The sequence below is a fragment of the Dietzia sp. NCCP-2495 genome, assembly GCF_026011735.1.
Lineage (GTDB): Bacteria > Actinomycetota > Actinomycetes > Mycobacteriales > Mycobacteriaceae > Dietzia.
In genome coordinates this window covers 1-12,712 of the sequence record NZ_BRVN01000030.1, presented here as the reverse complement: position 1 = coordinate 12,712, position 12,712 = coordinate 1, and the positions used below count along the sequence as shown (strand labels likewise).

9 protein-coding genes and 4 tRNA genes are annotated in these 12,712 nt (G+C 69.2%); 9 read left to right on the top strand and 4 right to left on the bottom strand.

Annotated elements, in window-relative coordinates; all coding sequences use genetic code 11:
• Nucleotides 1-7: 7 nt before the first annotated feature.
• Nucleotides 8-784: a phosphate ABC transporter ATP-binding protein PstB gene (gene pstB / locus OPF83_RS16010; protein ID WP_264888620.1), complete on the top strand. Its 777-nt coding sequence runs from the start codon at nt 8-10 to the stop codon at nt 782-784.
• Between the two features lie 96 nt (nt 785-880).
• Here pstB and phoU read toward each other — a convergent pair whose 3' ends face one another.
• From phoU to OPF83_RS15995, 3 genes are all read right to left on the bottom strand, one after another.
• Nucleotides 881-1,714, bottom strand: a complete 834-nt coding sequence (phoU, locus tag OPF83_RS16005; RefSeq protein ID WP_264888619.1) for a phosphate signaling complex protein PhoU — start codon at nt 1,712-1,714, stop codon at nt 881-883.
• Nucleotides 1,715-1,832: 118 nt separating this feature from the next.
• The gene (dusB, locus tag OPF83_RS16000) at nt 1,833-3,008 is read right to left on the bottom strand and encodes a tRNA dihydrouridine synthase DusB (protein ID WP_264888618.1); all 1,176 of its coding nucleotides are present in this window, start codon (nt 3,006-3,008) and stop codon (nt 1,833-1,835) included.
• Between the two features lie 124 nt (nt 3,009-3,132).
• Nucleotides 3,133-3,208 (bottom strand) — tRNA-Lys (locus tag OPF83_RS15995).
• A gap of 102 nt (nt 3,209-3,310) precedes the next feature.
• On the opposite strand from OPF83_RS15995, the gene OPF83_RS15990 reads away from it, so the two are divergent.
• The 7 genes from OPF83_RS15990 (at nt 3,311) to OPF83_RS15960 (ending at nt 10,532) form a co-directional block, all read left to right on the top strand.
• Nucleotides 3,311-3,383 (top strand) — tRNA-Glu (locus OPF83_RS15990).
• Nucleotides 3,384-3,672: 289 nt separating this feature from the next.
• Nucleotides 3,673-3,749: transfer RNA gene (locus OPF83_RS15985), tRNA-Asp, on the top strand.
• Between the two features lie 46 nt (nt 3,750-3,795).
• A tRNA-Phe gene (locus OPF83_RS15980) sits at nt 3,796-3,872 on the top strand.
• Nucleotides 3,873-3,978: 106 nt separating this feature from the next.
• Nucleotides 3,979-7,221, top strand: a complete 3,243-nt coding sequence (locus tag OPF83_RS15975; RefSeq protein WP_264888617.1) for an arabinosyltransferase domain-containing protein — start codon at nt 3,979-3,981, stop codon at nt 7,219-7,221.
• A gap of 105 nt (nt 7,222-7,326) precedes the next feature.
• A complete protein-coding gene (locus OPF83_RS15970) occupies nt 7,327-8,112 on the top strand; it encodes an enoyl-CoA hydratase (protein ID WP_264888616.1) in 786 nt (261 codons plus the stop codon).
• The gene (locus OPF83_RS15965; protein WP_264888615.1) at nt 8,100-9,389 is read left to right on the top strand and encodes a GTP-binding protein; all 1,290 of its coding nucleotides are present in this window, start codon (nt 8,100-8,102) and stop codon (nt 9,387-9,389) included. Before OPF83_RS15970 ends, OPF83_RS15965 begins: the two co-directional genes overlap by 13 nt.
• 264 nt (nt 9,390-9,653) lie before the next feature.
• Complete coding sequence (locus tag OPF83_RS15960) at nt 9,654-10,532, top strand: LuxR C-terminal-related transcriptional regulator (RefSeq protein WP_264888614.1); 879 nt, start codon at nt 9,654-9,656, stop codon at nt 10,530-10,532.
• Between the two features lie 73 nt (nt 10,533-10,605).
• On the opposite strand, the gene OPF83_RS15955 is transcribed toward OPF83_RS15960, so the two are convergent.
• A complete protein-coding gene (locus OPF83_RS15955) occupies nt 10,606-11,178 on the bottom strand; it encodes a cob(I)yrinic acid a,c-diamide adenosyltransferase (protein WP_264888613.1) in 573 nt (190 codons plus the stop codon).
• A 71-nt stretch (nt 11,179-11,249) separates the two neighbouring features.
• Between OPF83_RS15955 and murA the strand changes: the two genes are divergently transcribed.
• Nucleotides 11,250-12,533 (top strand): UDP-N-acetylglucosamine 1-carboxyvinyltransferase, encoded by a 1,284-nt coding sequence (murA, locus tag OPF83_RS15950; protein WP_264888612.1) that lies wholly within the window; start codon nt 11,250-11,252, stop codon nt 12,531-12,533.
• Nucleotides 12,534-12,712: the final 179 nt, after the last annotated feature.

The window sequence follows — 12,712 nt, the reverse complement described above, 5'->3', positions numbered from 1 at the left end:
CACCGATATGGCCAAGCGACTCGACCTCGAGAACGTCGACATCTTCTACGGCGACTTCCATGCAGTGAAGGACGTCAACCTCCACGTGCCGCCGCGTTCGGTGACCGCCTTCATCGGTCCCTCCGGCTGTGGCAAGTCCACCGTGCTGCGGTCGCTGAACCGCATGCACGAGGAGATCCCCGGCGCCCACGTCAAGGGCTCCATCAAGCTCGACGGCGTGGACATCTACGACAAGCGTGTCGACCCGGTCGCCGTGCGTCGCACCATCGGCATGGTGTTCCAGCGCCCGAACCCGTTCCCCACTATGTCCATCAAGGAGAATGTGGTCGCCGGCCTGAAGCTCCAGGGCGTCAAGAACACGAAGACTCTCGACGAGGTCGCCGAGAAGTCGCTGCGCGGCGCCAACCTCTGGGACGAGGTCAAGGACCGCCTCGACAAGCCCGGTGGCGGCCTCTCCGGCGGTCAGCAGCAGCGCCTGTGCATCGCGCGCGCCATCGCGATCGAACCCCAGGTGCTCCTCATGGACGAGCCCTGCTCGGCCCTCGACCCGATCTCGACCCTCGCGGTGGAGGACCTCATCGCCGAGCTCAAGAGCGAGTTCACGATCGTGATCGTCACGCACAACATGCAGCAGGCCGCGCGCGTGTCCGACCAGACGGCGTTCTTCTCCCTCGAGGCGACCGGTATGCCCGGCCAGCTCGTCGAGGTGAACCCGACCGAGAAGATCTTCTCCAACCCGGACAACAAGCAGACCGAGGACTACGTCTCCGGCCGCTTCGGCTGAGTTCTCGCGAACCGCGGGCCCGGCCATACGGGAACCGCCCCGCTCACCGACCAGAGAGTCGGTCGAGCGGGGCGGTTCTCGTTCTGCGGAGAGTCGTCAGCTGGCGGATTCGTCGTCGTCCGAACCCACCTCGTCGTCTCCGTCGGTGAGCTTTCCGTCCCGGGACAGGCTCCCACCGGACTCCAGACGACGGGCACGGCGCTCCTCGAAGGACCGGTTGGTCTCGGTGAACCGGCGGACGAGCTCCGAATTGGGCGTCGACGAATGTTCCGGGTCGTCCTCGCCCAGATTGGCGTGCTCACCCGTGGCCAGGAAGATGACACGCTGCGCGACCTCGACCGCATGGTCGGCGAAGCGCTCGTAGTACCGGGCCAGCAGGGTGACGTCCACGGCGGAGGCGACGCCGTACTTCCACTCCCGCACGGTCAGGAGGGTGAACAGGTGCTGGCGGAGGTCGTCCACGGCATCGTCCTGCGCGGCCAGCGTCGCGGCCTGCTCCGTGTCCCTGTTGAGAAGCACCTCGGTGGCGGCCCGGCCGAGGGTCACGGCGACGCGCCCCATCTCGGCGAAGTAGCCGTTGATCGGCTCCGGGAGGACAGCCTCCGGATGGCGGCGACGCACGATCTTGGCGACATGGCTGGCCAGGGTGCTCATCCGGACGAGGTCCTGGACGAGCTGGATGGACGTGACGACCTGGCGCAGATCGCGGGCGACCGGGGCCTGCAGCGCCAACAGGGCGAAGCCGCGCTCCTCGTTCTCCGATGCCAGGTGCGCGATCTCGGAGGTGGACTCGAGGACCTTTTCCGCCGCGACGAGATCGGACTGGAGGAGGGCGTGGGTCGCCAGCTCCATGTTGTCCGTCGCCAGCGAACACATCCGGGCCGTGGAGGTGGCCAGATCCGCGAGGTCTTCCGAGTAAACAAGACGCATGTGTCCAGCATACTCGCAAGTAGATCGCGGTATCGGGGCTCTGTGTGAATGCCCGGTGAACACCTCGGGAAGGTGTGCGTCAGGTGGGTCGAAGACGGGTACTCCCGCCGGCGCGGGCTCAGCCGCCGGAGTTCTCCGCGTCGGCACCCTCGAGGGCCTGTGCGTCGTCCTCCGGATCGTTCAACCAGCCCTCGGGGAGAAGGACCTTCGACGGCGAACCCTGGCGGCCGCGCGGCCCGTAGCCGTCCGCGGGGAACGGGGTGTCCGCCGGGAGGTCCGCCAGCAACTCGGCCAGGTCGTCGAGAGTGCGCACGCCCGACAGTCCCACGCGCTTCTCCGAGCCGGCGGGGAAGCCGCGGAGGTACCAGGCGACGTGCTTGCGGATCTCCCGCATCCCCTTGTCCTCGCCATGATGCTGCGCGAGGAGTTCGCCGTGCCGGTACATGATCCTCGAGACCTCGCCGAGCGTGGGCGGAGTGGGCGCCTCGCGACCGGACAGGGCGGCGGCGAGCTCGGCGAACAGCCACGGGCGACCCAGACACCCGCGGCCGATCACCACGCCGGCACACCCGGTCTCCTCACGCATCCGCACGGCGTCCTCGGCGGAGAAGATGTCGCCGTTACCCAGGACCGGCACGTCCGAGACCGCGCCGATGTGCTCGACCAGACGCGAGATCTGCGACCAGTCCGCCTCGCCCGAATAGCGTTGCGCGGCCGTCCGTGCGTGGAGCGCGACCGCCTGGGCGCCCTCCTCCACGGCGATCCGTCCCGCGTCGAGGTGAGTGTGGTGTTCGTCGTCGATCCCCACCCGCATCTTCACCGTGACCGGGATGTCCGTGCCCTCGGTGGCGCGCACGGCGGAGGCGACGATCGACCGGAACAGGCGACGCTTGTAGGGGATCGCGGACCCGCCACCGCGGCGCGTGACCTTGGGGACCGGGCAGCCGAAGTTGATGTCGATGTGATCGGCCAGATCCTCGTCGACGATCATCTTGGCCGCCTGGTAGGTGTACTCGGCGTCCACGGTGTACAGCTGCAGGCTCCGGGGGTCCTCGTCCGGCGCGAACGTCGCCATGTGCAACGTCCCCGGCTGCCGCTCGACCAACGCGCGTGCCGTGATCATCTCGCACACGTACAGGCCCGACACGGTGCCCTGCTGCTCGCGCTCCAACTCGGGGCACAGGGTGCGGAACGCGACGTTGGTGACCCCGGCCATCGGCGCGAGGACGACAGGCGACGCGAGATCGAAGCGGCCGATGCGCAGAGCGGGGGCAGGAGCGGCGGGAGCGGACATACCCCAAGTGTCCCAGCGTGCGACCTGCAGGTCCAAAATCGCGCAGGGCGGAGCCGGGATGGTGCAGCGCTGAGCCGAGATGGTGCAGGGCAGGCCCCGCGGCAGAGAACCCCCGGGAGGCCAGTGGTGCCCCCAGCCGGGCTCGAACCGGCGACCTGCGGATTAAAAGTCCGTAGCTCTACCAACTGAGCTATAGGGGCGAGGGACACAATACCGGGCGCATGCGTGGGCAGTTTAGTCGCCCGGCAGATGGTGCCCTAGACTGGAGCGCGCTGCGGACCGGCGACCCCGGACGTGGCGGCGCCCCCTTCGTTTAGCGGCCTAGGACACCGGCCTTTCACGCCGGCAGCGCGGGTTCGAATCCCGTAGGGGGTACGCGGATCGACGTCCCGGTCACCACACTCGTGGTGGCCGGGACGTTCTGCATTTGCCCGATGGCGAAGGCGTGCGCATTCTCTCGGCACGGTTCACACGTGGTGACTCTGGGCAGAGGGCGGAGTCGGGTGCCGCGAAGCGTGCGTCCCGGTGCGTGGAGGTGAGCTTGAAAAATGTGCTTGACCAGTGTGGATGGCGTGGGGTGGGGGTCGATTTGCGTTATTCGCATCGCGTCCACTAATGTTCTTTCTCGTGCGAAGAGCACACAGAGAAACACAGTAAGAAATAAGGCCCTGTGGCGCAGTTGGTTAGCGCGTCGCCCTGTCACGGCGAAGGTCGCGGGTTCAAGTCCCGTCAGGGTCGCCAAAGATTCCGGCGCATTCGGTTTCACCGGATGCGCCGGAGGTCTTATGGCCAGGTAGCTCAGTTGGTACGAGCGTCCGCCTGAAAAGCGGAAGGTCGCCGGTTCGATCCCGGCCCTGGCCACCAGTGACGAACGCCCCGTAAGGAACATCCTTACGGGGCGTTCGTCGTTTCCGCGTCCGCGGCGACGTCGGTTCAGTGATCGTCACACCACCGATATAGCGTGGTCGCCATGGCAGTGACTCGTAGCGATGATCCCGAGGTGTCGTCCACGTCCCGTAAGGGACCCCGCTGGGGGATCGTCGCGGCGGTCAGTGGGTTGATCGGCATCTTCCTCGCGATTGTCGTCCCGCTGCTTCCGGTCACGCAGACCACCTCCACGATCAGCTGGCCCGAGAACGGGACGCTCGACCCGGTAACCGCGCCACTCGTGGCGTACTACCCGCTCGACTTCACCGCCGACGTCCCCTGTACGGCCGTGCAGGAGCTCCGTGACCAGGGGCGCGAGGACGGCGTGCTGGTCTCGACCGCGCCGCGCCAGGCCGGGGAGAAGTCCGGCGCACGTGGCCTCATGGTGTCGGTGGTGGGGCCGAACGTCGAGGTGCGGAGCCGGAACGTTCTGATCGCCACCGCCCCCGCGGACGCGGTCGCCGCGCCCGGGGCGTGCTCGACGATCCACGTGAGGGCCGACTCCGGCGGGATCGGAGCCGAGTTCGTGGGCCTGACGGTCGACGGCGAGGGGGTCGGAGGCCTGATCGATTCCGATCTGCGGCCGCAGGTCGTGGGTGTGTTCTCCGACCTTCAGGGGGCCGCGCCCGAGGGCATGGCCGTGAACATCACCGTCGACTCGAGGTACACCACCCAGGCGACGGTCATCAAGCAGACCGCGGTGGTCGTGGGCATCCTCGCGATCATGGTCGCGATGGTGGCGCTGCACCGCCTGGACCTGCGCGACGGTCGCTCGGGCCGCCGCGTCCTGCCGCCCGGCTGGTGGAAGCCGCGCCCGCTGGACCTCCTCGTCGTGGCCACGCTGCTCGTGTGGCACATTATCGGCGCCAACACGGCTGATGACGGCTACATCCTCACCGAGGCACGGGCGGCGGTCTCCAGCGGCTATATGCCCGAGGTGTTCCGCTACTACGGCGCCCCGTACGCACCGTTCGGCATGCCGTACTACATCTATACGGCGATGAGCTCGATCTCGCTCGCGAGCGTGTGGCTCAGACTGCCGGCGCTCCTGCTCGGCATCGCGTCCTGGATGCTCCTGTCCCGTGAGGTCATCCCGCGCCTGGGTATCGCTGCACGCCGGGCGGCCGCGGTCCGGTGGAGCACCGCGGCGGTGTTCCTCGCGTTCTGGCTCACCTACAACAACGGCTTGCGGCCCGAGCCGATCATCGCGTTCGGCGTTCTCGCCACCTGGGTCTCTCTCGAGCGCGCGCTCGCGACCGGGCGACTGCTGCCGGCCGCGGTCGGATTCGTGATCGGTGGACTGACCCTGTCCGCGGCGCCGACGGGAACCTTCTGCATCGCGGTGATCATCGCCGCCTCGCGCCCGCTGCTGCTGCTCATCATCCGCCGGGCCAAGCGGGACGGGTGGGTGCCGACCGTCGCGCCGCTGCTCGCGGCCGGACTCGGCATCCTGCACCTGATCTTCCTCGACCAGCCCCTGGTCACCACGCTCCAGAGCTCCGCACTGCTCGGCGACGTGGGGCCGACCGGTCGCTGGTTCGAGGAGGTGTGGCGCTACGAGTGGCTCATGAACCCCACCCCGGACGGCTCGCTGGCCCGCCGCTTCGGAGTGCTGGTGATGTTCCTGTCGCTCATCACCTGCGCCGCGATCCTCTTCCGCAAGGGACGCATCCCGGGCGTGTCCGTGGGCCCGGCGCGACGCATCGTCGGACTGGCCGCCATCTCGATCGCGTTCATGGCGCTCAACCCCACCAAGTGGACCCACCATTTCGGGGCGTTCGCGACCATCGCCGCCGCGCTCAACGCGCTGGTCACCATGGCTGTCCTGCCGGCGGCCACGCGGTCGCTGCGCAACCGGATGCTGTTCCTCGCCGCCGTGTTCTTCGTCCTGGCACTGAGCTTCACCTCGACCAACGGGTGGTGGTACATCTCGATCTACGGCATCCCGTGGGGTGGCGCCCAACCGTCGATCGCCGGGATCACCCTCTCGTCCGTGTTCCTCGCGCTGATGGGCCTGTCGCTGATCCTGGCCCTGTTCCTGCACTACCGGGAGCCGTTCGTCGCGCGGGCGAAGGAGCCGCGCGGGACAGAGGGCGACAGCCGGGTTGTCCGCCTGGTCCGTGAGGTCTCGCACGCGCCGCTCGGAGTGGCGGCGGCCCTCGTCGTCGTCGTGATCGTCGCCTCCATGGCCGCCGCGGTGCGCAACCAGTACCCCGCGTACTCCGTCGGCCTCCAGAACCTCCGCGGACTGTCCGGCGAGCCGTGCGGCATCGCCGACGCGGTGCTCACCGAACCCGACGCCAACGCCGGCGTGCTGGCGCCCGTCGGTGAGCCCCGGGACCAGCTCGAGGCCGGCGGCGAGGCCTACGGGTTCAGCCCGGACGGCATCTCCACCGACCTCACCGCGACCCAGGACGTGGACACCGACACCCCCGGCACCGGCGAGGGGTCCGACACCACCTCGACCACCGCCGGCACCGAGGGCGGCGTGCGCGCCGGGCAGGGCATCAACGGCAGCCACGCCGTGCTCCCGTTCGGCCTCGACCCGGCCGGGGTCCCCGTGCTCGGCAGCCACCAGACCGGTCTCCAGCTCAACGCCGAGACCATCACCGACTGGTACGAGTTGCCCCCGCGCACCGAGCAGGCCCCGCTCGTGACGATCGCGGTCGCCGGCAGCTTCGCGCCCGACGCCATGACCGTCGAGTACTCGACCGGACAGGGGCGGTTCGAGACCGACGGGACGGTCCGCCCGCTCGACATCGGCCCCGCGCCCGCGTGGCGCAACCTGCGCGTGCCCCTGGACACCCTGCCCGCCGACGCCACTGCGATCCGGCTCGTCGTCCGCGACACCGATCCGGACCCCGAACGGTGGATCGCGTTCACCCCGCCCCGCGTGTCGCAGCTGGTGACCATGCAGGAGCTCGTCGGGGACACCACGCCCGTCTTGCCGGACTGGGCCGTGGCGTTCCACGTGCCGTGCCTGCGCCCGTTCGACGAGTACGCCGGCGTCCACGAACTGCCCGAGTACCGCGTCCTCCCGGACCGCGGGCTGGCCGTGAGCTCCACCAACACGTGGCAGGGGTGGGACGGCGGCGGACCGCTCGGATTCCTCGAGCTGCTGCTCGAGGGCGAGACCGTGCCCACCTACCTCGAACACGACTGGGACCGCGACTGGGGCTCGCTCGTGAGATACAGCCCGCTCGTGCCCGGGGCCTCCACCGCGACCATCGAGCACGGCGAGGCCGTCCGCTCGGGACTGTGGAACGGGGGACCCCTGGCGCGGTAAGACCCTCGTGGGTCCCGCGCGCGCCAGGCGGGAACGGGTTAGCATCGGGACCGGAGCTTTTTGCAAGGACTTCCTAGTAACCGCGGAATCAGACTGGAGACGATCATGTCCGTCACGGAAAAGCAGTTCGAGAACATCCTGGTCGAGCAGAACGGCCGCGTCGCGGTGATCACGCTCAACCGCCCCAAGGCGCTCAACGCGCTGAGCAGCGGCATGGAAAAAGAGGTCGTCGAGGCCGTCGAGGGTCTGGACTCGAACCCGGACGTCGGCTGCATCGTCATCACCGGCTCGGAGAAGGCCTTCGCCGCCGGCGCCGACATCAAGGAGATGAAGGACAAGACCTACCCCGGCATCTACCTCGAGCGCTTCTTCGGTGACTGGAAGCGCCTCACCTCGGCCCGCACCCCGATCATCGCGGCCGTGTCCGGCTTCGCGCTGGGCGGCGGCTGCGAGCTCGCCATGATGTGCGACATGATCATCGCCGGCGACAACGCCAAGTTCGGCCAGCCCGAGATCACCCTCGGCGTGATCCCCGGCATGGGCGGCTCGCAGCGCCTCACCCGCGCCGTGGGCAAGGCCAAGGCCATGGACCTGTGCCTGACGGGCCGCCAGATGGACGCCGACGAGGCCGAGCGTGCCGGACTGGTGGCCCGCGTGGTACCCGCCGCCGACCTGCTCGCCGAGACCATGGAGGTCGCCGAGAAGATCGCCTCCATGGCCAAGACCACCGCGATCGTGGCCAAGCAGGCCGTCAACCGGTCCTTCGAGACCACGCTCGAGGAGGGCCTGCTCGCCGAGCAGAACGCCTTCTACGCGCTGTTCGCCACCGAGGACCAGACCGAGGGCATGACGGCGTTCGCCGAGAAGCGTAAGCCGGAGTGGAAGCGCTGAGTCAACTGGATCCACAGCACGACCGGGCAGGGGCCCGCCGCGACGCCGGCGAGCCCCTGCCCGTCCTCGTCCTGACCGGATACCTCGGATCCGGCAAGACGACCCTGCTCAACCACCTGCTCTCCGGCGCGCCGGGACTGCGGATCGCGGCGATCGTCAACGACTTCGGCGACATCAACGTGGACGCGGGCCAGGTCGCCGGGCAGGTCGATTCCATGGTCTCCATGGCCAACGGGTGCGTCTGCTGCGAGGTCGACGCGAGTGAGCTCGGCGACGCGCTCGCCCGGTTGGCCGACCCGGAGCTCGGTATGGACCTCGCGGTGATCGAGGCCAGTGGCCTGGCCGAGCCGGCGGTCCTGTCGCGCATGGTCCACGAGGTGCCCCGGGAGATCGCCCGGCACGCCGGGCTCATCCAGGTGGTCGACGCCGACGGACTGCACGAGACCATGACACGGCACCCGCGGCTGGCGGCGCATCTGGCGGAGGCCGACCTCGTCGTCGTCAACAAGTGCGACCTCGTCACCCGCGCGGGGTTCGCCGACCTGCGCGCGACGATCCGCACCCATGCCCCGCGCGTCGCGGTGCTGCCGGCGGTGCGCGGCGCGGTGCCCGCCGGACTGTTGTTGGGGTTGGCGCCCGAGGCGTGGACCAGGGGAGAGGCGGGGGACCACGGTCCCGGCGGGCATGGCCACGGCCATGGCGACCGCGGCCCCGATGACCACGCGCACGGCGAGCACTCCCACCTGCACGATTCCTACTCGGCCGTCACGCTCAGGCCCGCCGGCCACCTCCACCCGCGCCGGTTCCTCACCGCGATCGCCGCGCCGCCTACCGGCGCCTACCGCGCCAAGGGCACCCTCACCCTGGGCAGCGCCGACGGTCCGCGCCGCTACGACGTGGCGCTGGTCGGCCGTCGGCTAGAGCTACGCGCGACGGGCGACGGTGTTTCGGGCGCCGGGGTCCCGGGTGGCGGGGTCCCGGGTGACGTGGACGTGAGTGGCGGCGCCGGGCTCCCTGACGGCCTGGTGGTGATCGGCGTCGATATGGACGACGACGACGTCGCCGGCTTCCTCGATGACGCGGTCCTGACACACGGTGAGACGGTCGACGCCGACGCGCTGCTGGGCCTGCACCCGTACCTGGTGGGTGACCCGGATTCGAGCGATGTCGAGGAGTGGATCTACGACGAGCAGCGCTCCGCGCCGCTCACGGGCGCCGCGGCGATGCTGCTCGATCCCGAGGACCCGGACTCGTTCGATCCGGCGTTCACGCCGTAGCCTCCGGCGTCCGGACCCTACAGTCGGCGGGCATCCCTCGCCCGCGGGCCAGCGCTCATCCGGTCCACTTTTCTCGGACCCGCCGCGCTCCGTGCCGGAATCGGGTTACGGTACCCCCGTCAACATGAGGGCAGACTCGCCTCCCGGTCGGCATCGGCCCGACGACGTGCGTATAGTGACGCTGACGATGGTGATGTGACGCACGTGCGGGGGGAGCCGGTTGGCCCGCAGTGGGGGTGCTGGACCGATGGATGAGGAGGCCTTGTGGACGAGGGGAAGGTCGGCCGCGGCGCCGGTGGCGACGCACAGCAGCGCAAGCGAGACCTCGCGTCGATCCGACGCGCGATCGCCGCACTGAAGGAGACGACCGGTATCCCCGTGACCATCGGCGGCGTCGTGGGCGAGGGGCACACCCTCGTTCTGTCGGAGTCGCTCGGCATGCGCACCTCCGCGATGAAGGACCTCAAGGTGCACTACGGTGCCGGCGTCGGCGGACGCGTCATGGCCACCCGGAAGCCGGTCGGAGTGGCCGACTACCCGCGGGCCGGAGTGATCACGCACGAGTACGACCTGCCGGTGCTGTCCGAGGGACTGCGCTCGATGGCCGCCATCCCGGTGGTCGTGGGCAAGGAGGTGCGCGCCGTTCTCTACGCCGGCGTGCACTCGTCCGTCCGGTTCGGCGAGAAGGTCCTCAACGAGATGGCCGCCACCGCGCGCGCACTCGAGCAGGAGATCGCGGTCAACGACGCCCTCGCGGCCCGGGGCGCGGCCCCGGTCGGACCCGGCGCCGGCGAGGGGCGGTGGGACGACGTGCTCTCCAACGAGCGCATGCGCGAGACCCACGCACGACTTCGGATGCTGGCCTCACGCACCGACGACCCGGACACCCGGGCCGAGCTCGAGCGCATCTGCGCCGAGATGGTCTCGCCGCCGCCGGAGATGCCCACGGCGCGACTGTCGCGTCGCGAGCTCGACGTGCTGGCGTGCGTGGCCCAGGGCAAGACCAACATCGAGACGGCCGCCGACATGGGGATCGGTGCCGAGACCGTGAAGAGCTACCTGCGGTCGGTGATGCGCAAGCTCGACGCCCACACCCGCTTCGAGGCCGTCAACGCCGCGCGCCGGATGGGCGCGCTGCCCTGATCTGAGCCGGCCAGGGCGGGCCTGGCCGAGATGGTCAGGGCGGGCCGGGTGTTCGCCCGTCAGCCGGCCTCGGTCAGCGCTCACCGCCGGGCACCCACTTGACGTCGCCCTCGGGGTTGGCGACGCGACCCACCACGAACAGCAGGTCCGAGAGCCGGTTGAGGTACTTGGCCGGCAGAGCCGACGTGATCTCGGGGTACGCCTCGACCGCTGCCCACGCCGCACGCTCGGCACGACGGGTGACGGTCCGGGCGACGTGGAGGTACGCGCCGGCGGGGCTGCCGCCGGGGAGGATGAACGAGTCCAGCGGCTCGATCTCCTCGTTGAACTGGTCGATCCACTCCTCGAGCCGGTCGATGTAGGCCTGCTCGATCCGCAGCGGCGGGTACTTGGGGTTCTCCTCGATCGGGCTCGCCAGGTCGGCGCCGGCGTCGAAGAGGTCGTTCTGCACCACGCGCAGCACCTTCGCGATGCGCTCATTCATTCCGCCGAGCGTGATCGCCACGCCGAGCGCGGCGTTGGCCTCCTCGCAGTCCGCGTAGGCGACAAGCCGCGCGTCGTTCTTGCTCACGCGGGAGAAGTCGGACAGTCCCGAGGTCCCGTCGTCGCCGGTCCGGGTATAGATCTTGGTGAGGTGAACAGCCATAAGTGCAATCTACGCGGCGAACCGACTGCGGCCTCATGGGTTCCGTGGTGGTTCTCGCTTACTGTGGACGCGTGAGCGGTAATCCCACGTCCCGCGAGGAGAGCTTCCTCGTCACCGGCGGCACGAGTCTGAACGGCGAGATCTCGGTCGCCGGTGCCAAGAACAGTGTCCTCAAGCTGATGGCTGTCGCCCTGATGGCGGAGGGCCGGACCACGTTGACCAACTGCCCTGGCATCTCCGATGTCCCGGCGATGGCCGAGGTTCTGAGGCATCTCGGATGCGAGGTGGAGATCTCCGGTGACACCGTCGTGATCGACACACCGGCGCAGGTCGGACATGTTGCCGACGACAAGGCTGCGCAACGCCTGCGGGCATCGGTCTGCATCCTCGGTCCGCTTGTCGGCCGCTACCACCGCGCGGAGATCGCGATGCCCGGCGGTGACGCCATCGGCAGTCGCCCCCTCAACTGGCACCAGAACGGGCTCAATCGCTTGGGCGCCCGGACCCACATGGACCACGGCCGACTCGTCGCCGAGGCCGACCAGCTCATCGGTGCCTCGTACGAGCTGAGCTTCCCGTCCGTCGGCGCGACCGAGACCTTCGTGACCGCCGCGGTTCTCGCCAAGGGCACCTCGGTGTTGAGGAACGCCGCGCGTGAGCCGGAGATCGTCGACATCTGCGACCTCCTCAACGAGATGGGCGCACGGATCAGTGGCGCCGGTACCCACACGATCACCGTCGAGGGAGTCGAGGGGCTCACGCCCGTCACCCACCGTGTGATCGGCGACAGGATCGTCTCGGCGACCTGGGCGATGGGCGCGGTGATGACCCGGGGGGATGTGACCGTCCGGGGGATCGACCCCATGTTCATCCACGTGGTGCTCGAGAACCTCCGTGCAGTGGGGGCCGACGTGGAGACCGGAACCGACTGGGTGCGGGTCCGCCAGACCGGGCGACCTACGGCTCGCGATATCCGGACCCTGCCGTTCCCGGGCTTCCCGACCGACCTCCAGCCGATGGCCATCGCGCTCGCGTCCGTGTCGGAGGGGGTCTCCGTGGTGACGGAGAACCTCTTCGAGGCACGCTTCCGGTTCGTGGAGGAGATGGTCCGTATGGGTGTCGACGCCGAGACCGATGGTCACCACGCGAAGATCGTCGGTCGCGAGCAACTCGACTCGGCCACCGTGTGGGCCAGTGATATCCGTGCCGGCGCCGGACTCGTCCTGGCGGGAATGTGTGCCGACGACGTGACCGAGGTGTGCGAGGTCTTCCACATCGATCGCGGATACTCCGATTTCGTCGGGGACGTCCGGGCGCTCGGGGGACAGATCGAACGCGTGGCGACCTACCGCTGACCTGGCGACTACAGCTGCGCCGACTGCCGGCGGCCGGATATTGGTTGCCGGCTGATGGCTGTGCCTGTTGGTTGCCGGCTGCTGGCACATAGTTGACGGTTGTGGCGCGATTTTGGGGCTGTGACCTGGGGATTTGGTGTTGTGTTGGGGTGGGTGTAACTTTGTCGGGGCCGCCAGGG